This is a genomic window from Tolumonas lignilytica, from assembly GCF_000527035.1.
Taxonomy (GTDB): Bacteria; Pseudomonadota; Gammaproteobacteria; order Enterobacterales; family Aeromonadaceae; genus Tolumonas; species Tolumonas lignilytica.
The window spans coordinates 1-23,154 of record NZ_AZUK01000002.1; the positions used below are offsets into that span (position 1 = coordinate 1).

Below are 23,154 nucleotides of genomic sequence, written 5' to 3' on the forward strand. Positions count from 1 at the left end.
GCTCAATGACGGCAGCACCACCAGTCTTCATATTGACATCACCGGCACCGACAACGCCCCGGTCATCAGCAGCGGCAGCGGCACGGTGGTCGAACAGAGCCAGCCGAGTGTGGCCGGGCAGCTCAGTGCCAGCGACGCCGACAATCCCGGGTTGCAGTTTGTGGCGGAAACGGTGAAGGGCAGTTACGGCAGCGCCGTGCTGCAGGCGGACGGCCACTGGAGCTACACGCTGGACAGCCGCGCCGACGCGCTGGCGCAAGATCAAAAGGCGAGTGACAGCCTGACGGTGCGGCTCAATGACGGCAGCACCACCAGTCTTCATATTGACATCACCGGCACCGACAACGCCCCGGTCATCAGCAGCGGCAGCGGCTCGGTGGTCGAACAGAGCCAGCCGAGTGTGGCCGGGCAGCTCAGTGCCAGCGACGCCGACAATCCCGGGTTGCAGTTTGTGGCGGAAACGGTGAAGGGCAGTTACGGCAGCGCCGTGCTGCAGGCGGACGGCCACTGGAGCTACACGCTGGACAGCCGCGCCGACGCGCTGGCGCAAGATCAAAAGGCGAGCGACAGCCTGACGGTGCGGCTCAATGACGGCAGCACCACCAGTCTTCATATTGACATCACCGGCACCGACAACGCCCCGGTCATCAGCAGCGGCAGCGGCACGGTGGTCGAACAGAGCCAGCCGAGTGTGGCCGGGCAGCTCAGTGCCAGCGACGCCGACAATCCCGGGTTGCAGTTTGTGGCGGAAACGGTGAAGGGCAGTTACGGCAGCGCCGTGCTGCAGGCGGACGGCCACTGGAGCTACACGCTGGACAGCCGCGCCGACGCGCTGGCGCAAGATCAAAAGGCGAGCGACAGCCTAACGGTGCGGCTCAATGACGGCAGCACCACCAGTCTTCATATTGACATCACCGGCACCGACAACGCTCCGGTCATCAGCAGCGGCAGCGGCACGGTGGTCGAACAGAGCCAGCCGAGTGTGGCCGGGCAGCTCAGTGCCAGCGACGCCGACAATCCCGGGTTGCAGTTTGTGGCGGAAACGGTGAAGGGCAGTTACGGCAGCGCCGTGCTGCAGGCGGACGGCCACTGGAGCTACACGCTGGACAGCCGCGCCGACGCGCTGGCGCAAGATCAAAAGGCGAGCGACAGCCTAACGGTGCGGCTCAATGACGGCAGCACCACCAGTCTTCATATTGACATCACCGGCACCGACAACGCTCCGGTCATCAGCAGCGGCAGCGGCACGGTGGTCGAACAGAGCCAGCCGAGTGTGGCCGGGCAGCTCAGTGCCAGCGACGCCGACAATCCCGGGTTGCAGTTTGTGGCGGAAACGGTGAAGGGCAGTTACGGCAGCGCCGTGCTGCAGGCGGACGGCCACTGGAGCTACACGCTGGACAGCCGCGCCGACGCGCTGGCGCAAGATCAAAAGGCGAGTGACAGCCTGACGGTGCGGCTCAATGACGGCAGCACCACCAGTCTTCATATTGACATCACCGGCACCGACAACGCCCCGACGTCAACAGGAAGCCTTGTCACCAGTGCAGAAGATACACCTTATGTTTTCCATTGGGGGGATTTTGGCGTCAATGATGTTGATTCATCTATAACTACATTAGGTATCAAAGTTACAAGCTTGCCTGTTGATGGCAAGTTACAATATTTAGATTCAAGTGGTGTTTGGAATTCAGTTTCAACTGGCCAAACAATCAGTTATGCAGATATTGCAGCTAATCATTTACGGTTTGTTCCTGATCTGAATGAATCAGGTAGTGGTGTGTATGCTAATTCAGGTATTGGCGATCAAAAGTCGCATTATGCTGCTTTCTCTTTTGAGGCTACCGATGGAATAACAACCAGCCATGATGCCGCAATTACAATTGATATAACCCCTGTTGCTGATGTTCCGATCATTACAGTGGATGGTGTTTCCATCTCTGCTGGATCTGCATATGTGGCAACACCTCCCGCTGGCGATGGTTTGACGGTCAAGCAATATACGTCATTACCAAATGTATCTACGTCAGATGTAGATACTAATTCAGAGGTAAGTAGTTTATTAACGAGATTGAATGCAGATACACCTACATCGACATTGATCTCTGCGGCACCACAAAATTATACCGCTTCCACCTCTGGAGGTGATCCTTTCGGTATTCCGCAGGATGGTGCATACCGGATGACTGGTTTGATTTATCTGGAAGCAGGTAAATCCTATACCTTTAGTTCATATATGGATGACACTGCTCTTCTCAAAATTGGTGGTACAGAAGTGCTTAACATGACTTTTAACCACTGGGGAAATATCACTGCAAATACCTATATTCCTTCGGTAAGTGGGTATTACACGCTCGATTGGGCAGTGTACAACGGTAATAATATTGGAGCTGTTTTACCGTATTTAAGTGTAAATGGCGGGGCGGCAGTTGCCTTAAATACAACGAACTACCACCTTTATAGTTCTCTTTCTGAACTTGATAGCCTAGGTGCTCATCATAATTCATTGGTGAGTGTCTCAGACGGCGGATATTACCCGGTTAGTAATACAGGGGCTGAAGGTTCTGTGATTGCGTTATCACCAATCGGCATTGCACTCTCAGATATCGATGGTTCAGAAAAGCTAACATCATTAACTGCCAACAATTTGTTGACCGGTTCAATCCTGACTGATGGTCAGCATGAATTTGTAGCAACGGACTCAATACATTCTGTAGATATCACAAACTGGAATCTGCAATCGTTGTCGATTACTCCGCCGACATATTACAACGGTGTCTATAACCTTGGTTTAGCACTGACCAGCCAAGAAACGGCAGCAGGTATGACAGCTATTAATAATGTGACACTGCCTATCACTGTTTTAGCGGTTAACAATGCACCAGAAGCGCAAGCTGATACAATTACTATCACTGAAAATTCAACAAATTCAACGGTATCTGGTTCTGTAACTAGTAATGATTCAGACCCTGACAATGACGCTCTATCGGTAATTTCGGTAAATAGTCAAAACTCATCATTAGGTGTGTCAGTTGCCGGATCTCACGGTTCTTTTGTGATCAATAGTGATGGTAGTTATACCTATACGTTGGATAGCAATGATGCACAGGTTCATTCATTGAACACAGGAGAGTCGCTGGCTGACGTAGTCAGCTATTCAATCAGTGATGGACATGGTGGAACAGATACTGCGTTGCTGACAGTGACAATACAGGGTATTACGGACAGTTTATCGACGATAACAGCTGGTACAACGGGTACGACAACTGGAACCAATGCGTCCGAATATATAAACGGCTCAACAGGTAATGATTATATTGAAGCTGGTAGCGGTAATGACATTGTTCATACTGGGGGAAATCAAACCACTACCACTGCAGCTACACTTGCTGGATTAACATTTATAACTACAGATGATAGTTCAATGCTTTCTGGTTCGAATTTATCTTCATCGGTTGCGACAACTACAGTTAAAGGATACGGCGATCTTGTTAATGGTGGAAATGGCAATGATGCGCTTATCGGTGGAGATCAGTCTGATTTGCTTTATGGTGGTAGCGGAAATGATTATTTGTTTGGTGGTGCTGGTAGTGATGCCCTACGTGGCGGGGCTGGAAATGACAGACTCGAAGGCGGTTCTGGTAGTGACATCTTAAGAGGTGATGCAGGTGCAGATGTCTTTATATGGTCTGCAGGCGATGCTTCGACAATCCTTGGGACGGTATCTGCTGGTAACAATAATGCTTATGGTGTTAACAATAATACTCAGTTGGCGAATACGGTTGATTTGGTAAAAGATTTCAGTAAAAGCGATGGCGACGCACTAGATCTCCGGGGGTTATTGGTTGGTGAAGAGCATGCTGGTGTTACCGATGCGGGGAACCTTTCAAGCTATTTACATTTTGAAACCACGAATACGGGAAGTAATGCCAGTACGATAATTCATATCAGTAGCAACGGGGGCTTTGCGGACGGATATAACTCTGCACTCGAAGATCAATCCATCGTATTGTCAAATGTGAACTTGCTTAAAAATTCAGCCGGTACAACCTTATTAAATGATAATGCTGTTATTCAGGATCTGCTCGCTAACCATTACCTTATCGTTGATGATGGGTCCGCTAATGATGTGCTGAAAGGTACTTCAGGCAATGATAACCTCAATGGTGGTGCAGGTGATGATAGTCTGTATGGAGATCTTGGTAATGACATCCTGATCGGAGGAAATGGATCAGATCACTTATATGGCGGAAAAGGTGATGATACGCTGACTGGTGGGGCAGGCAAAGATTACTTTGTATGGCAATCTGGCGATCAAGGTACAACAAGTGCGCCAGCTACAGATCATATTACCGATTTCAATAAGTCATCCGATGTTATTGATATTTCGGATCTTTTAGATCATGAAGGTTCAAAAACTCAGGATGTATTGAAAAGCTATCTGAGTGTAAGTCACGACAGTGGTGATAATGTCACAATAGAAATTCACCAATCAGCTAATGGTGCTAATGACATTACCAATAAAATTGTGCTGGATGGTGTTCATTATTCAGATTTCGGTACAGGGGCCACTGCAGCAACTATTCTTAACTCGCTGATTGATAGCCAGCATCTCCTCATTCATAAAAATTGAATCAAAGGATACTGGCGTAGATTTTCATATATCAGATAACCATGTTTATTCAGCATGGTTATTTTTTTGTGCAAGTTGAAAATCGTCAATGGATGATTGGTGAATCATACCGTCATCAGGTAATGGCTTTGCTATATAGATGTATTCAAAAGGCGCTTGTGCGCCTTTTTTATTCGATTTTTTGCATCAAATACCGCTGAATTTCGACTTGTCCTCTCGTTCTTTTCAATAACCGAATGACAACAGCTCGCTAAACTTAAATTAACAAGACTGTAACAATTGTTGTGGGTCAGGGGTGGGCTATGAAAAATCAAATCATCACGGAAACATCGCGTATAACGTCATTATCCGGAGTAGCAAAAATTCGTATGCCGGACGGAGAATTACGAGATGTTCATGTTGGGGACATTCTGAAACCAGGAACGGAAGTCATTTTAACCAACGCAACTGTATTTACCGTTGAAGCGGATACGACACACACTATTACACCAGAAAATGCCGTTGAACATGCGGGGAATACAGTGCTTCCTGCTGATCAACAACCGTCTATGCCTACAATGGGTGCAGATACTGGAAATGGACAGACTACTGCTCAAATTAATGCCTTACAACAAGCGATCTTAGCGGGTCAAGATCCAACACAAGCATTTGAAGCTGCTGCTGCCGGTATTCCTGCTGATGCAGGCGGAACAGGAGTTGGTAGTGGAAATGGTGGGTTCGTTTCTATTGCCCGAGTTGGCGATTCAACAATAGCAACTTCTGGATTTGATACTTCGGCTGTCACCACTGATGCGGCTCTTCAGATTTCAGCACCTACAGCCCCGTTACTGGACACAACGGCGCCGAATGCACCGGGTGTTACCATCACATCTGATGCAGATAACAACGGCTTATTGGGTGCAGCTGAAATTATTAATGGTACAGTCAATGTTTCTGTGAGTTTAGCCAATACTGGTGCGGTAGCTGGCGATACTTTAACACTTAATGGTCAGAGTCAGATTCTAACAGCAAATGATATTACTAATGGTGCAGTGAATATTACAGTTACAGCACCTGCTGATGGACAGACACTGACAGCCACAGCCACGATCACCGATCAGGCTGGTAACACTTCTGGCCCGGGCAGTGACAGTGCCCTTGTTGACACCACAGCACCCAATGCCCCTGTCGTTACTATTACTTCAGATGCAGACAATAATGGGTTACTTGGTGCAGCAGAAATAACCCATGGCACAGTTAATGTTTCTGTGAGTTTAGCTAATACCGGTGCGGCAGCTGGCGATACATTAACCTTTGATGGACAAAGCCAGATCCTGACGGCGACCGATATTGCAAACGGTACTTTAAATTTCACTGTGAATGCGCCTGCTGATGGGCAGACATTGACAGCGACTGCTACGATCACCGATCAGGCGGGGAATACCTCCTTGCCCGGTAGTGATAGTGCCATAGTAGATACCACGCCAACCGCGGCTCCGACAGTCACCATCACCACCGATGCCAACAATGACGGCTTTATCAGCAATGCCGAACAGGGCAGTGCGACCACCGATGCGGTCCGCATTGGTCTGCCCGTCACCGCGGTGGCCGGTGATACGCTGACCATGACCGACGGCAGCACACCACAAAGCCATGTGCTGACCGCAACCGACATCACGAACGGCTACTATGACACCAGCTTCGCGAAACCGGCGGAAGGCGGCACCTTGACCGTCACCGCGACCGTGACCGACCAGGCGGGTAATACCTCCTTGCCGGGCAGTGACAGTGCGCTGCTGGATACCACGCCAACGGCGGCGCCGACGGTGACTATCACCACCGATGCCAACAATGACGGTTTGATCAGCAATGCCGAACAGGGCAGTGCGACCACCGATGCGGTCCGCATTGGTCTGCCCGTCACCGCGGTGGCCGGTGATACGCTGACCATGACCGACGGCAGCACACCACAAAGCCATGTGCTGACCGCAACCGACATCAGCAATGGCTACTATGACACCAGCTTCGCGAAACCGGCAGAAGGCGGGACGTTGACCGTCACCGCGACCGTGACCGACCAGGCGGGCAATACCTCCTTGCCGGGCAGTGACAGTGCACTGCTGGATACCACGCCAACGGCGGCGCCGACGGTGACTATCACCACCGATGCCAACAATGACGGTTTGATCAGCAATGCCGAACAGGGCGGTGCGACCACCGATGCGGTCCGCATTGGTCTGCCCGTCACCGCGGTGGCCGGTGATACGCTGACCATGACCGACGGCAGCACACCACAAAGCCATGTGCTGACCGCAACCGACATCACGAACGGCTACTATGACACCAGCTTCGCGAAACCGGCGGAAGGCGGCACCTTGACCGTCACCGCGACCGTGACCGACCAGGCGGGCAATACCTCCTTGCCGGGCAGTGACAGTGCGCTGCTGGATTCAGGAACATCTGTTGGTATCACCAGCATTACGGATGATACAGGAGTTAGTAGTAGTGACTTCATTACCAAAGATCAAACGCTGATCTTCAAAGGCACAGCAGAAGCAGGTGATAGTGTCGTCGTCAGCTTAGATGGCACAGCCATTGGCACTGTTGTTGCTGATATAAATGGAAATTGGACTCTGGATCATACCAGTACCACCCTTGCCGATGGTCACTATACCTTAAGTGCACTGGCGACAGACGCTGCAGGTAATACAGCCAGTGCAACACAAACTGTTGTGGTTGACACAAGCGAAGCTGCACCGGTGGTAACGATTGTTGACGATGCCAATAATGACCAACTATTAACACAAGCTGAAGTTGATGCAAACGGCAGTGGTGTTCAGATCACTGTTGCAGTCAATAATGCGGATTTAGTTGCGGGTGGTGTGGTTGATTTAAACATTAACGATGGAGGAACTATCCGGACGGCAGAGCTCTATTTGAATAATGGTTCATTAGTCAGCAATGATGGCCATACATACAGCTATGACTCCAGCACTGGAACCATCAGTTTTACTGAATCTCAACCAGCAGCAGCTACAGGGCTGACAGTGACCGCAACGCAAACCGATGCGGCTGGTAATGTATCAGCTCCCGGCAGTGATTATGCGTTGATGGAATCACCCATCACCTATTCATCTGTCAATACAGGATGGTTGATGAATTACAGCAGTAATAGTAATTCCTTTGATATGAAGTTGAAGGATGGCAATGCAACATTAACCGCAGGTGATACCATCTACTGGGATATCTATGTCAAAGACAGTGACAATAATGCTACGCTGACATTAAATCACGGGGCATTACCAAGCAACACTGTTCTGACGTATGAACAGGTATATTCAGAAACCGGCGATATGATGTTCAGGGTATATTTAACTGCAACCTCACAAGCAACATTGTCACCGTCAAATCAATTTGATATCTCTGTGAACAATGCGGTTGCCGGGTCTGCGTTGATTATTAACAGTGACGAGTTTGTGGCTCCCCATGCTAATAATCACTATGACTATTCAACATCGTTTGATACTCATACAGTTTCTGATGGTAGCGATCATGCATGGTTGAGTTCTGATGTAAATGGTGGTGAATTTGCACCAACCATCACCTATGAAACCGGTGTTACTGCTGACTATAAAGGCGGTAATGATTTGGTCTATGGTACCACTGGTGGTGACACATTATATGGTGGTGATGGAAATGACTTCATCGATGGACGAGCCGGTAATGATACTCTATATGGTGGTGCAGGGAATGATGTATTACTTGGCGGCTATGGTAACGATACGTTGTATGGTGGTGATGGTAATGACATTTTAATTGGTGGTCCTGGCAATGATATTCTGATCGGTGGAGCCGGTGCAGATACCTTTAAATGGACACCACCTGATGTCTCTGGCACACACGATGTGGATACAGTGAAAGATTTCTCTATCACTGAAGGAGACAAATTGGATCTGTCAGCCGTATTAAACGGTGATACCAACACTAATTTGGATAGTTATCTGCAGTTCAGTAAAGATAGTTCGGGCGACGCTGTCATCGCTGTACATAAAGATGGCAACTTGGCGGCAACACCAGATGTAACTATCGTTTTACAAGGTCATGGTGGCAGCGATGCTGATTTGACGGCCTTGCAAGATTATCTGTTACACCAAAATGGCTTGATTCATTAAGCCTGAAGATGGGGGGAAGGAGCCCCCCATCTCTATCGTTATAACACAGTGAGTAATGAAAAATGATTGATTGGATTTCTGTTGACGATGTGCTGTACCAGTGGAACGGACAAGAAATTGTCTGTGATACAGGTGTCGGCTACTCCGTACATATGGATAGCAATCATCTTGATGGTTTAGAAATTAATGGCAACACAGATCATGTGATTGGGCGTTTAACCGTTGACTTTATTACGGGGAATTTAACGTATGAACCGTATGAAGGACAACCGATAACAGGCAGTCTGCAATACTCAATGGATGGGCATGTGATGGGGGTTTCGCTATCGCAATTACCTGTTACATCTACACTGAGCGATATTGTAGGAACGGAAAACGATGATACTGATATCTGGTTATCAATCGCCCACACATCGCAAGTACAACCTTCGGTTCAATCGGATCATATTGATCATTCGGCAGTACTTGATAGTGGTGAAAATACGCTCGACCTGATATTACAAAATATCGACGGCGCTGAGCATAATATGAGCCCGTCCAGTGTGCAGCCCTCAACATTGGCAGATAACCACGACTGGGGGATTAATGCTGAAGTACCTGATCCTTTAGACACATTACATTTCTTAAATTCAGGAATTCATAGTTAAAAATCAACACCATATAAAAAAGGCTCATCATAATCATGTGAGCCTTTATTTTATTGACGTGCTTAGTTGTGCAGCATATGGCCTAATTTGCCCGCTTTGGTTGAGAGATAAAATTCGTTATAAGCATTTTTTCCCTCTTCCAGTGGAATTCGTTCAGCAACTGGAATGCCATATTTTTCCATGGCTTTGATCTTTCTTGGATTATTTGTCATCAAACGCAATGATTTCACATTCAGTGCTTTCAACATATCAGCACAAATGGTGTAGTCACGCAGATCGGGGGCAAATCCTAATGCCTCATTAGCTTCAACGGTATCAGCCCCTTGATCTTGAAGATGATAAGCGTGAATTTTATTCAGTAAGCCGATCCCACGGCCTTCCTGCCGGACATACAATAAAACGCCACGCTCTTCTTTTGCAATGCGTTGTAATGCTGCCTGCAATTGAAAGCCACAGTCACAGCGCAGACTAAATAAGGCATCGCCAGTAAGACATTCTGAATGGATTCGAGCTAAGACAGGGGCATCAGTAGTGATGTCTCCCATAGATAAAGCGACATGATCTTTACCAGTAGCCTCTTCTTTGAACCCGGTCATAGTAAAGACGCCCCATGGAGTCGGCAATTGGGCACTAGCGACCAGAGATACACTACTCATGGACTTCCTCTCTGCTTCATATAGGTTATTTGCGATTGTGACGATAGTTGTTGTTACTGGCAACCGCAATTAAGAATAATTCAATTTGTTTCAGTGTATCGTTCGAAAAAGAGAACCATTTTTTCTGGAAAGACGTAAAATTAAGTAAGATAAATTGAAATGGCTTTATGCTAGACCAAGGTTCAGGTGAGACATGAAAAAGCGAATTTTAATGATGTTTACCGCGATAGCGCTGATCATGAGCAACCCTGTTTGGGCGGATGGTTCCTTTCGCTGTGGTAACTCACTTATCTCTGTCGGTGATCCTTCCGCTGTTTTGCTGATCAAATGTGGGAGACCCCTCACGATCGATGACACAACTCAAGTCATTTTCGATGAATATGGTCATAGACAAATTGTCAGGACAGGTGAAGTCTGGACTATGTACATGGGGCATGACCATTTTATGCAACTGGTCACAGTGAAGGGGGGAATCATTACTGATATTGTTGACGGTCCCCGAGGTTAATTTGCTGCCACCATCGATAGCGAATTCATCTTGCGAATTTCTTTGTTGATTTGAGCAAGGAATTTTTTCCATCTGATGTTTTCAACATCACTGCAACATGCGCGACCAGCTTCAAAGTGAAAAGGGCCCGATTGTTCAACGTAAAAACTGCCTCGGTAATAGTTACGGATATATCGCGCAATTTTTAATGCCTGATGCTCTTGAAATGAACGATTCACAACAATTTCTCTGTAGGTCTAAGATGGGATTAAGGTCTCATCTGTGAGTGACCTTTTTGTTACAAAAAAGTAATAATTTCATGAAGTTCATTTTAGGGTAGAAAAAGGATAAGAAAAAACGACGAACAAAGGTTTGTTTGGAGCTTTATCTTGTGCTTTCTCCGGCTTTTTTTCGCGTCAAGACTGCCGAATTGTCATCTTTCTGTCATAATGCGCCGCGTTTATCCACTGATGATTAGAATATATGCTAGAAATGTTTAACGGGCTCAGTTTTGAATTGGGTCTGAGCTTAGCTTTGGCACTGACATTTGTTCTTGCCTATGAATTTATCAATGGTTTCCATGATACGGCCAATGCAGTAGCAACCGTTATTTATACCAAAGCAATGCCGCCGCATATGGCTGTTATTGCTTCTGGTATATTTAACTGTGCGGGTGTTTTGGCTGGCGGTCTTGGTGTTGCGTACGCGATTGTTCACCTATTGCCCGTTGATTTATTGCTCAATGTGGCATCAGCTCACGGGCTGGTCATGGTATTCGCCTTATTGACCTCTGCTATCTTATGGAATTTGGGGACATGGTATTTAGGCTTACCTGCATCCAGCTCCCACACGTTGATTGGTGCGATTCTGGGCGTAGGGCTTGCCAATGCACTCATGAATGGGGTGGCGATCAGCAAAGGTATTAATGTGCAGAAAGCCGTTGATATTATGCTGTCATTAATTGTTTCTCCCATCGTCGGCTTAGTGCTCGCAGGCGGTTTGCTCCTGCTAATGAAAAAGCGTTTCACATCGCCAAAAATTCACAAAACACCAGAAGAAAGACAGACATGGGATGGCAAAAAACGTCCTCCATTCTGGACTCGTTTTACACTGATTGCTTCAGCGATGGGCGTTAGTTTTGTGCATGGTTCAAACGATGGGCAGAAAGGTATCGGTATGATTATGCTGGTACTGATCGGTATTGTTCCTGGTCAGTTTGTTGTGAATATGGACAGCACCAGCTATCAGATCGGTAGAACTAAAGATGCTGCGGTGCATATGGGTGATTTCTATCAGCGGAATAGCCAATATCTGAATCAGATGATTGATCTGAAGAAAGAACCTAAAACCGACATTCCTCAAGTGTTTAAATGTGACACCAAAAACTCATTATCTTCGATCGCAACAGTTTCTACTTTGTTAGGGAATATCGAGCAGTACACCCAGCTTGGTGTTGAAAAACGTCGAGAAGTTAGACGGTTGTTATTATGCATCGATGATACAGCTAAAAAAGTGAGCAGTTTACCTGGGTTGCCAGCATCTGAAGTGGCAGACTTAAATAAATTGCGCAAGGATCTGACATTAACGACCGAATATGCGCCAACTTGGGTTATTTTTGCAGTGGCACTGGCTCTGGGTGGCGGAACCATGATTGGCTGGCGCCGTATTGTTCAGACCGTTGGTGAAAAGATTGGGCAGACAGGGCTGACTTATTCGCAGGGGATGGCGGCGCAAATTACCACAACGCTTTCCATTGGGCTTGCGAGTCTTGGCGGTTTACCTGTTTCGACCACGCATGTTTTATCCTCTGCAGTAGCCGGAACCATGCTGGCCAACCGCTCTGGTTTGCAGTCTGGTACCGTAAAAAATATTGTGCTGGCTTGGGTATTGACATTACCTATAACCATGTTGCTTTCTGCAAGTTTATTTTGGCTTGGTACATTTATTTTCGTGAACTGAAAAATCGTTTGAGTTGCGAAATAGATAAAAAATCCAGTGCTCTCAGGACACTGGATTTTTTATATGCGTTTCAGCATATAACAGGCACCTTCTCCATATTGATGGGTATCAATAGAATAGTCTTGATAGTGAAAGCCCTGAACCTTCCAGTAGGATGTCGCTTGTGCTAGTGACACCAGCGACAGTTGTTCAAAATAATGTTTCTTTGCCCATTCATAGAGGTATTGCAGTATTTTTTTACCAATTCCCTGTCGTGTAAATGCAGGTGAAATAGCCATGTCATGAATGTAAAGTGACTGCGGATTGATAGGGGCGCTATAGATGGTATGTAAACCAGCCGGGTTACTTAGCCAGGGGTGGGCCAGACAGTAAGCCATGACCTTCCCCTGATGATTTGTCACAACCAAGCATGTTTCTGGCCCTAACTCTATTTTGGAACGCAATACGGCTTCGCTTTCTGGTGTTATATTCGGATACACCGCGTATTGAATGTCGAGAATGGTAGGCCAGTCGCGATCAGTAATGGCTCGAATAATCATCAAACTAACAAGATCAAAAGAAAACCGCTAGTTTACTTTGAGAGCATAAGGCCGGCGAGGAGAAAATGATGACTGAAGAATGGGTTGATATTGTGGATGAAAACAATATCGTTATCGGTACGGCACCTCGTTCTAAAATGCGGCAGCAAAAACTATTACACCGAGCCAGCTATATTGTGATTACTAACGCGTTGGGGCAGTTATATGTTCAGCGACGAACGGCCAGCAAAGATTATTGTCCATCAATGTTAGATGCCTGCTGTGGTGGTGTTGTCTCTGCCGGAGAGGATATTCTGGCTTCTGCCTACCGCGAATTAGACGAAGAAATGGGGATCCATGATGTTCCACTTCGATCATATGGTTCTTTTTTACATTGTGATCATGAATGTAAAGTCTGGGGGGCGTTATTCAGCTGCCAATATGATGGTGAATTGGCTTTACAGGCAGAAGAAGTTGAATATGTTATGTTGATGACACCAGAAGAAATATTGCATCGGGCGGAAGAATTTACACCAGATTCTCTGGCAGCCATTAAACTTTGGTTATCTGCAAGTTAAAATTAAAATGAGGATGAGCATGCAGCATTCAATTGGTGTATCAACTCAAAAATGGGTGTGGCGTGCGATGGTTCGCAGCGCTTTGATTCCATTAGTGTTGGTTGAAACGGTTTTGATTGCTGTCTACCTGCTCAGTAATAATCTCATCCGTGATGCAAACATGGATTATCTGTATCAAAAAGCAGATAACGAATTACAACTTTCAGCACAACGTGAATCAGGAATTATCCGTGAACAACTGGCATCGGTTTCCCGTCAGACAGAAATTTATCGTGCAGAGACACAGCGTGTTTTAACAGAAGATCATTTCTTTGTCTCTGCAGCAGAAAAAGCAAATTATGCTCTTTCTGATAAGGGTGTTTTCTACTCAGTAAAAAATACAGGTGGTGCAGCCTCTTTTTATTCTGCAGTAACACCACCAGAAAAACAAAATCATGAAAAGATATGGCGCCTTTCTCAACTTGACTCGTTGATGAAAGAAATAAAAGAAAATAATCCATTAATTGCGGCTATTTATTTTAATAGTTGGGATTCATATAACCGAATCTATCCTTGGTTTTTTACTCCCGACCAATATCCTGTGGATATGGTTATTCCGAATTATAATTTTTATTATCTGGCCGATCAAAAAAACAACCCGTTACACACAGTAAATTGGACGGACGTATATTTTGACCCGGCAGGTAATGGATGGATGGCATCCTGTATTGCACCGGTTTACAGAGGTGATTTTTTAGAAGGTGTTGTTGGTTTAGATATAACTGTTGGAACTATTATTGAAAAAATTCAAAGCCTTAAAATCCCGTGGGGAGGATATGCTATTTTAGTGAATAGCAACGGCAATATTATGGCTTTACCTCCTGAAGGTGAAACCGATTTTGGTTTGCATGAACTGACAATGAGTAGTTATCAGGATGCAATTAAAAAAGAGATTTTCAAACCAGAAGCGTTTAATTTATTTTTGCGTAAAGATCCTCAACCCATCATTTTTGATATTAAAAACAATCTCAATGGCAAAGGATTCTTAACACTGAAAGGCAAAAAGAAACTGATAGCTTGGGATACCATTCCTGAAACACGCTGGCGGCTTATTACCATCGTTGATGAAAATAAGGTATATGCTGAAACAACAACGTTAGCAGAGCAATTTGAGCAAATCGGCTACCTCATGATTGCTGGTCTTTGCTTGTTTTATGCAATTTTTATTTTCTTCATATGGCTAAGTTCTCGCTCAATGAGTAAATCGATCTCAGAACCCTTACTGCATATGAAAAAAATGGTAGATCAAATCAGCCATGAAAATTATCAGTTAGACAAACCCAAATTCAGAATTGCGGAGTTGCAGGATACGGCATTTGCCATTGTCAATATGGGGCAAAAACTCAATGAAATTACATATGATTTGCGCAGAGCCAAAGAGGAAGCCGATACCGCAAATAAAACAAAGAGTCTATTTCTTTCTAGTATGAGCCATGAGTTAAGAACACCGCTCAATGCTATCTTGGGTTTTGGTCAATTATTGCAGAAAGATGATAACAACTTGTCATATCAAGACCGAAAAGATTATATCGACGAGATAATGACAGCCGGGGAGCATTTATTAAAACTGATTGATGATGTACTTAATTTATCACATATTGAAGCACAAGTTTCATTGCTCAATATTGAAAAAATTGATGCCATTAAAATTGTAAATGAATGCTGTGAAATGCTCAGACCAATAGCCATTAAAGAGCAATTACATCTGTCGGTTACACTGCCAGAAAATTCTGTATGGGTTTTAGCTGATAGCACACGGTTACGTCAAATAATTATCAATCTCCTGTCAAATGCTATTAAATATAATCATCCTAATGGAACGATCAATGTTTATACGCAAAGAGAAAAAGAGTATTTACGTATTCATGTTCAAGACAGCGGGAGTGGTATTTTACCTGAAAACTATAAAGATCTATTTACGCCTTTTAATCGGTTAGGGCATGAAACATCAGGAATAAAAGGAACAGGAATTGGGCTTTCTATCTCGAAACAACTGATTGAATCAATGAGTGGCCGGATTGGATTCAGTAGCCAGTGGAATGAAGGGTCTGTTTTTTGGATAGATCTGGTTTTAGCAGATCACGTTCCCGATGCATATCATTATGATGAACTCTCTCTACTCAATCGAGCTTTAGATACTGATGATGTTGGTGAGATGGTTACTGGTGAAGTAAGCAACGTGTTGTGTATTGCTTGTGACTCTGAGGCCATTCACCAGCTAACACGCCAAAGTGAAAGACAACAGTTCCTTATATCTTCTGTGTCATCAGCTGTAGATGCGTTCGAGATTATAAATCAGATACATCCCCGGTTGATCTTGGTTGATACGAATCTCTTGGATATGGATCCCTATGTGTTGCTTCAGCATATAAGGCAGACAGAAGAACTTAAGTTTGTTCCTGTCATTGCACTTACAGATGAAATCTGGTCGATCTCACAGCAGGCGACGCCTGAACTGACGTTTGATTATGTGCTGATTAAACCCATCGATGTGTTACATGCGCGGGCTATTATTCAAAAAATGATAAATCACGCAGCCTCATGAAGCATGCGATTATATATACTGGCTATATAGATAATGGAGTGTTGTATGAGCCATGACTAACGCATTAGAACAATCAACAGGTGATGACAGGATTTTTGAGCAGCATATTTTGGTTGTGGATGATATTCAGACCAACTTGCGTTTATCTAAGGCTTTTTTGGGGGGCGGCGGTTATAAGAATATCTATCTTGAAAGTGATCCGTTTCGTGTATCAGAATGGCTAAATAGTGTTGATATTAATTTAATCATCATGGATTTGAGTATGCCGCAGAAAGACGGCATCCAACTTTTTTCTGAGCTGCAAATGGAATTTGGCGCATCATTACCCCCTGTTATTTTTCTGACTGCCTTACATGAAGATCGCTGGAGAGCTCAGGCTCTCGCCATGGGGGCTAGTGCATTTATTACAAAGCCTTTCAATCAGGAAAAAATGTTGGATTGTATTCGAGCAATATTAATTCAGAAATAACCAGCTTCAAGTCGAGAATATTAATCAAAGGTTTCTGGATCGGCGCTGACCTGTTAGCATTCTCAGGCATAAAATCACCTAGATATTATATTGCCTGTGTTAACCGATCTGGAGTCACGTTTTGTCTGACGCAATTCTTCGTTCACTACATAGCCAACTCGCTACCTGTTTGCCTGTTGATCAAGTTCAGTTGCAACGCCGTTTGCAAGGTGTGCAGCGTTTACCTGCCAATAAGAAAGCGGCTGTTTTAGCAATTATTGAGCAAGAATTGGAAAAAGCGCAGGCGCGTGCCGCATTGCGTCAGCAAAATATCCCACAGTTACATTATCCTGATCTTCCTGTTACTGATAAGCGCCATGAAATTGCAGAGGCAATTCGGCAGCACCAAGTTGTCATTGTGGCCGGGGAGACAGGTTCCGGCAAGACAACACAGCTGCCCAAAATTTGTATTGAGGCCGGTCGAGGTCAGAAAGGGATGATTGGTCATACTCAACCTCGTCGTCTGGCTGCGCGAACGGTGGCGGCTCGTATTGCAGAAGAACTGCATTGTGAGCTGGGAACGCATGTGGGTTATAAAGTGCGTTTTCACGATCAAGTGAATGAAAACTCATATATCAAACTCATGACCGACGGCATTCTGCTGGCAGAAATCCAGAATGATCGTTTGCTGATGCAATATGACACCATCATCATCGATGAGGCCCATGAGCGAAGTCTTAATATTGATTTTATTCTGGGCTATCTGAAGCAACTATTACCGAAACGTCCTGATTTAAAGGTGGTCATTACTTCTGCGACGATTGATCCGCAACGTTTTTCTCGCCACTTTGGTAATGCACCAGTCATTGAAGTTTCAGGTCGCACCTATCCGGTGGAAGTCCGTTATCGTCCATGGCAGGAAGATGAAGAAAATGACCCGTTACAGGGGTTGTTCAATGCCGTGGACGAGCTGTGTGAGGAAGGGCTAGGGGATATACTGATCTTTCTGAATGGTGAGCGTGAGATCAGGGATACGGCTGATGCTTTACGAAAACGGAATCTGCGTGATACGGAAATTTTGCCGCTGTACTCGCGGTTGTCGAATGCAGAGCAAAACAGGATATTTTCTCCGCATGTCGGCCGTCGCATTATCTTAGCGACCAACGTGGCTGAAACATCATTGACGGTTCCCGGCATTCGCTATGTTATCGATCCCGGGACTGCGCGTATAAGCCGTTATTCTTATCGGACTAAAGTTCAGCGATTACCGATAGAACCTATTTCTCAGGCGAGTGCAAATCAGAGAAAAGGTCGTTGCGGTCGTGTTGCGGCTGGTATTTGCATCCGGCTTTATTCTGAATTGGATTTTTTAGGGCGCCCGGAGTTTACCGATCCGGAAATATTGCGAACCAATCTGGCGTCCGTCATTTTGCAAATGCTGGCCTTAGGTCTGGGCGATATGAGTCGTTTTCCGTTTGTGGAAGCGCCTGATGTTCGTCATATAAAAGACGGATTGCGGTTGTTGGAAGAATTAGGCGCTGTCAGTGGTTCCATTGAGGGCAAACAAGCATTACGACTGACATCTCTGGGTCGACAATTGTCACGCATTCCGCTGGACCCCCGTTTAGCGCGTATGGTGTTGGCTGCACCGAAGTTTGATTGTCTCGAAGAGATCCTGATTGTGACCAGCGCCTTGAGTATTCAGGATCCGCGTGAACGCCCAATGGATAAACAACAAGCTGCTGATGAAAAGCATCGCCGGTTTGAAGATAAAGATTCTGATTTTCAGTCATTTATCAATCTTTGGCATTATGTGCAGGAACAGCAGGATTCTCTGTCACAGAACCAGTTCCGTAAGCAGTGTCAGAAAGAATATCTGGCCTATTTACGTTTGCGAGAATGGCAGGATATCCATTATCAGGTGCGTCAGGCGACTCGTGAACTTGGTCTAATGATCAATCAGCAGCCCGCTTCAGCACAAGCGCTGCACAGTGCCATTTTGACGGGGTTATTGAGTCATATTGGTGTGAAGGACGGCGACAAATCAGAATACATCGGGGCCAGAAATGCCCGATTTATGATTTTCCCTGGCTCCGGACTTTTTAAAAAGCCGCCAAAATGGAGCATGGTTGCTGAACTGACAGAAACATCGCGTTTATATGGCCGTATTGCGGCCCGTATTCAGCCGGAGTGGATCGAGCCATTAGCCGGTCATTTGATCAAAACACATTACAGTGACCCTCGCTGGTCGAAAAAAGCGGGAGCCGTATTAGCATCAGAAAAAGTGACGCTCTATGGCATCACCTTAGTCGCTGACCGCGAAGTTCAGTATGGCAATATTGACCCGGTCGTTAGTCGGGAACTGTTTATCCGCAGGGCTTTGGTCGAAGGTGACTTTGAAACACGGCACCGTTTTTTCGCTGAAAACCGTAAATTACTGGCAGAAGTTGAGGTTCTGGAGGCGAAATCCCGTCGTCGTGATATTTTGGTCGATGATGAAACTCTCTACCAATTTTATGATGCCCATATTCCGGCCGAAGTTGTGTCTGCCCGCCATTTTGATGCCTGGTGGAAAGTAACCAGCAAAGAAACACCAGAGCTACTGAATTTTGAACGCGAAATGTTATTACAGGGTGACGCATCGCATATTAATGAGCGAGATTACCCAAACCAGTGGACCCAAGGGCGACTGAAGTTTCGCCTGTCTTATCAATTTGAACCCGGCGATGAGGCGGATGGGGTTACCGTTCATATTCCTCTGCCGCTGTTAAATCAGGTTGAATTGATAGGTTTTGATTGGTTAATTCCCGGTATGCGGCATGAGTTGCTGGTTGCATTAATTAAATCATTACCAAAACAATGGCGTAAGAATTTTGTTCCAGCACCCAATTATGCGGATGCATTACTGGCTTCTGTTTCACCGGAACAAGGTCCTCTGTTGGATGCGGTTGAGCGACAGCTAAAACGTATGAGTGGTCTAACGGTGCCCCGGGAGTGCTGGGATATCAATACGATCCCCGATCACCTTAAAATGACGTTCCGGATCATTGATGATAAACGCCGGAAGATAGCCGAAAGTAAAGATCTATTGGCGTTGAAAGAACAGTTACGGGGGCAGGTTCAACAGACCTTATCCCAGGTTGTCGATGATGATATTGAACAAGAAGGGCTCACACTCTGGAGCTTTGGGCCTTTGCCACAACAATATAGTCAGAAGCGAGCCGGTTTCGAGGTAAAAGCCTATCCGGCACTCGTTGATCAAAAAGACTCAGTGGCTATCCAGTTATTTGATTCGCCTGCGGCCCAACAGGTTGCCATGTGGGCAGGACAGCGCCGTCTGATCTTGTTAAATGTGCCTTCACCGATTAAATATCTACAGGAAAAATTACCGAATAAGGCAAAGCTGGGGCTCTATTTCACCCCCTTTGGTAAAGTTACCGACCTTATTGATGACTGTATTGCATGTGGTTGCGATCAGCTGATGCAGCAGCATGGCGGTTTGTTGTGGGATAGCGAAGCATTCCAACAGCAGAAAGAAACGATCCGTGGCGAATTAAACGAGTCAGTTGTCAAAATAGCAGCCCAAGTAGAACAGATCCTGACTGCCGCACATGGTATTCGTAAACATTTCAAAGGAAAAATGACACTGGAATTGGCGTTTGCACATTCTGATATTCAAGCGCAACTAGAACGTTTGATTCATAAAGGATTTGTAACAGAAACTGGCGCTGCTCGTTTGCCGGATCTGCTGCGTTACATGAAAGGGATTGAGCGACGCATGGAAAAAATTCCGGTCGATGCAAATCGTGACCGCATGTATATGCTAAAGGTGCAGCAGGTTGAACAGGCGTATCAGCAACTTCTGGGAAAATTACCGAAAGGGCAGGCAATACCGGAAGAGATCCAAAATATACGCTGGATGATAGAAGAATTGCGTATTTCGTATTTTGCCCAAGTTTTAGGCACGCCGTATGCGGTATCTGATAAGCGGGTATTACAAGCGATAGAATCGATTAAATTGTAATAACCACTGTTCACGCTCTTGTCATAACAAACAGGCCTCGTTACGAGGCCTGTATTATATTGGCTACCGTAAGGTTTTATTTTTGCTGTGGCAGTTCCATAGAACCTTTTACGGTGATCCCTGTCGGTTCAAAGTCCAACCCTGTCTGCAAACGAACGCCTCTCATTTGCTCAAGCATTGTTACAACTTGTTGAACTTCTTTGGTTTTAGTTGAATCAACCGTGCCAGCGGTCGCCGAAGTGGCTGTAGTGACGGCGGCGGATGGCTCAGTACTCATTCCAGCTGAGGTGGTTGCCTGCATGGCTTGTTCGTTAGCAGTTGCCTTTTCTGCCATTTCAAACTGATGACGACTAAACTGGGCTATATCCGCCAACAAACTGTAATCAAAACCTAACTGATAGAAGCCATTGGCTGTCAGTGGTTGTTTAGCCAGTGATGCGGCCAGTTTGGCGCCAGATTCACCCGCAAAAATGGCAATATGTTGTCCATAGTGACCCAATTTGATCTTTTCTGGTAATGCTAATACTGGTGGAATCGGCAAATCGACACTTTCTCCATCGGCTGGGAGTTTGACCATATCGGTTAATTGAGGATTAACCATCCCCAACATTCCCCACAATTGTTGAGGCTGTTTACTGGAGATTGATGCAACAAAGCCAAGTTTTTCAATTGCTGCCGGCATATCAACGGCATCATTTTTCAGTTTCAGTTCTTGAAGATTAAAATTGACCCCTTCCAGGCCCTGTACCATAGCAGTACCCATAGCCAGCATCGATGGGTTAGACATCTTCAGACTGCTTTGTATATCTTTCAATGGGGCACAAGTCAGCTGGGCTTGAGTTGCCCGATTCCATAACTCCGTGATAACCGGAGCCAGTTCATCAACATTGAGACCAACACCCATACTGGCCAGTGCTTTATTGTCTTTATCAAAGTCAGGAATGAAGCCTCGTAACTTCTGTAACGAACCCATTGTTGCCGCATCGTTTGATTCGACTTTGAAGGTACTGTCGAAACGAATAGGATTTCCTTTCGTATCCAGATTGGTGTACCCAAATATTTCTCTCGGCCAGAGTGATGCCATACCTTCAATATCTTTTTGGCATTCAGGAGTTCGATAATCACTCAGGTTCTTTGAGCTTTCACCATCGTTGAGCTGATCCAGTAATTTTGCAAGAGGGCTATCGGCACGTGTTATTGTTTTTACTAACAGCTCATTATTGATAAAGCCGAGAGAACTTTTACGGAAGTTATATTGTTGAACAAGCTTATCTAACAGACCGGATTGCTTCAGGGATTGCGCCGGTTTGGTGATACCAAATGCAATTGAGAGATCATCCGCCGGGATCATGTTACCCATATCGAGCGTCATCACCGCATAGCCATCTTTTTTGCCGATAGCAAAGGCGATGGGATGTGGATCTTGTTTAAAAAAATAGCGCTTATAAGTAAAGTCTTTAATTTTAGCGATATCTGATTTTGCTTTTGTACGCAATTCAGCCGCACTAATTAATTTGTCGAAATTAGCTTCATTTTCTAATTTAAAACGTAAAACAGGTAATGCGCCGACAGTATAAAAAGCAGCATCTAATTTATCGGCAACCCCAAAAGCTTGAGGATTAATTGCTCCTTTGGTGAGATTTGTCACATATTCGGCATAAAGTCCGAAAATAATTTTTAATCCGTCATTCCATTTTTCTGGTTTAGATTCAATTTCTTTTTGCAGATGTTCGATTTCTTTTAATGAAGTCGTTGTTCCGCCTGTAAATAATTGTGAGAAGCGGGTTTGTAGCGGAGAAATAGTCTCTTGCCAAGATGCTGGCTCACTATCTCCCATAAAGACAAGGGTATCCGCTGGGATATAGTTAAGGCTGGTTTCCGTATTCCCTGCCGGATGTTGCGTTGCATAGTAAACACCACCTGCAATTGCAGCGGCAACAGCAGCATATAAAATCCCGTTTTTCATGTTTGTTATCCTAAGTGGGGTATCAAAATTAAATGCTAGTCAATTGTAAAAGAAATATTATTTTTTTCATTACTGTTTTTAATTGACTTCGGCTTGGAATGCTTTAGATTGGTATCAACTGATAGTGCGGTAGCGCTTACGTGGCATTCGACGTCATTTCCTACAAGAAAGTCATCGTTGTCTCTTTAAGTAAACCCCTTTCAGCGTTAATGGCCGAAAGGCTCAAGTATTTTGTGTTAGGAAAAGTGTTATGTCCGTACGTACTGGCAAAGTTAAATGGTTCAACGAAGCTAAAGGTTTTGGTTTTATTCAGCAGGATGAAGGTCCGGATGTGTTTGTTCATTTCCGTGCTATCAACTCTACCGGTTTCAAAACCCTGGCTGAAGGCCAACGCGTTCAGTTCACTGTGACTCAAGGCCAGAAAGGCCCACAGGCTGAAAACGTAACTGTACTGTAATTTATACAGCATCAGATAAAAAAAGCGCCTTGGGGCGCTTTTTTTTTGA

General features: G+C 45.4%; 14 protein-coding genes. 10 read left to right on the forward strand and 4 right to left on the reverse strand.

All coding sequences use genetic code 11. The features are described from left to right. Positions 1-85: 85 nt before the first annotated feature. From H027_RS0114990 to H027_RS0115005, 3 genes are all read left to right on the forward strand, one after another. Positions 86-4,630 (forward strand): VCBS domain-containing protein, encoded by a 4,545-nt coding sequence (locus H027_RS0114990; RefSeq protein ID WP_420804663.1) that lies wholly within the window; start codon positions 86-88, stop codon positions 4,628-4,630. A gap of 302 nt (positions 4,631-4,932) precedes the next feature. Beyond that, the gene (locus H027_RS19280) at positions 4,933-8,781 is read left to right on the forward strand and encodes a beta strand repeat-containing protein (RefSeq protein WP_024873259.1); all 3,849 of its coding nucleotides are present in this window, start codon (positions 4,933-4,935) and stop codon (positions 8,779-8,781) included. 62 nt (positions 8,782-8,843) lie between these two features. After that, positions 8,844-9,428, forward strand: a complete 585-nt coding sequence (locus tag H027_RS0115005) for a hypothetical protein (RefSeq protein ID WP_024873260.1) — start codon at positions 8,844-8,846, stop codon at positions 9,426-9,428. A gap of 62 nt (positions 9,429-9,490) precedes the next feature. On the opposite strand, the gene ribA is transcribed toward H027_RS0115005, so the two are convergent. Then, entirely contained in the window at positions 9,491-10,084 is a 594-nt protein-coding gene (gene ribA, locus H027_RS0115010; RefSeq protein WP_024873261.1) for a GTP cyclohydrolase II, read from the reverse strand. A 193-nt stretch (positions 10,085-10,277) separates the two neighbouring features. On the opposite strand from ribA, the gene H027_RS0115015 reads away from it, so the two are divergent. Next, positions 10,278-10,592 carry a DUF2845 domain-containing protein gene (locus tag H027_RS0115015; protein WP_024873262.1) on the forward strand — a complete coding sequence of 105 codons (315 nt, stop codon included), beginning with the start codon at positions 10,278-10,280 and terminating at the stop codon, positions 10,590-10,592. Here the strand turns inward: H027_RS0115015 and H027_RS0115020 are convergent. Next, on the reverse strand, positions 10,589-10,810 hold the full coding sequence (locus H027_RS0115020) for a DUF1107 family protein (protein ID WP_024873263.1): 222 nt from the start codon (positions 10,808-10,810) through the stop codon (positions 10,589-10,591). The genes H027_RS0115015 and H027_RS0115020 overlap by 4 nt on opposite strands. A gap of 244 nt (positions 10,811-11,054) precedes the next feature. Between H027_RS0115020 and H027_RS0115025 the strand changes: the two genes are divergently transcribed. After that, positions 11,055-12,530, forward strand: a complete 1,476-nt coding sequence (locus H027_RS0115025) for an inorganic phosphate transporter (protein ID WP_024873264.1) — start codon at positions 11,055-11,057, stop codon at positions 12,528-12,530. A 59-nt stretch (positions 12,531-12,589) separates the two neighbouring features. Here the strand turns inward: H027_RS0115025 and H027_RS0115030 are convergent, their stop codons facing one another. Next, positions 12,590-13,069, reverse strand: a complete 480-nt coding sequence (locus H027_RS0115030; protein ID WP_024873265.1) for a GNAT family N-acetyltransferase — start codon at positions 13,067-13,069, stop codon at positions 12,590-12,592. Between the two features lie 65 nt (positions 13,070-13,134). On the opposite strand from H027_RS0115030, the gene yfcD reads away from it, so the two are divergent. From yfcD to hrpA, 4 genes are all read left to right on the forward strand, one after another. After that, on the forward strand, positions 13,135-13,626 hold the full coding sequence (yfcD, locus tag H027_RS0115035) for an NUDIX hydrolase YfcD (RefSeq protein WP_038150055.1): 492 nt from the start codon (positions 13,135-13,137) through the stop codon (positions 13,624-13,626). Positions 13,627-13,645: 19 nt separating this feature from the next. After that, positions 13,646-16,210 carry an ATP-binding protein gene (locus tag H027_RS0115040; protein ID WP_024873267.1) on the forward strand — a complete coding sequence of 855 codons (2,565 nt, stop codon included), beginning with the start codon at positions 13,646-13,648 and terminating at the stop codon, positions 16,208-16,210. 52 nt (positions 16,211-16,262) lie between these two features. Beyond that, positions 16,263-16,679, forward strand: coding sequence for a response regulator (locus H027_RS0115045; RefSeq protein WP_024873268.1), 417 nt, complete (start codon positions 16,263-16,265; stop codon positions 16,677-16,679). 133 nt (positions 16,680-16,812) lie between these two features. Next, positions 16,813-20,682 (forward strand): ATP-dependent RNA helicase HrpA, encoded by a 3,870-nt coding sequence (gene hrpA / locus H027_RS0115050; protein ID WP_038150093.1) that lies wholly within the window; start codon positions 16,813-16,815, stop codon positions 20,680-20,682. Between the two features lie 76 nt (positions 20,683-20,758). On the opposite strand, the gene H027_RS0115055 is transcribed toward hrpA, so the two are convergent. Further along, complete coding sequence (locus tag H027_RS0115055) at positions 20,759-22,648, reverse strand: hypothetical protein (protein ID WP_024873270.1); 1,890 nt, start codon at positions 22,646-22,648, stop codon at positions 20,759-20,761. A gap of 250 nt (positions 22,649-22,898) precedes the next feature. On the opposite strand from H027_RS0115055, the gene H027_RS0115060 reads away from it, so the two are divergent. Next, positions 22,899-23,105 carry a cold-shock protein gene (locus H027_RS0115060; protein ID WP_012729494.1) on the forward strand — a complete coding sequence of 69 codons (207 nt, stop codon included), beginning with the start codon at positions 22,899-22,901 and terminating at the stop codon, positions 23,103-23,105. Positions 23,106-23,154 lie beyond the last annotated feature (49 nt).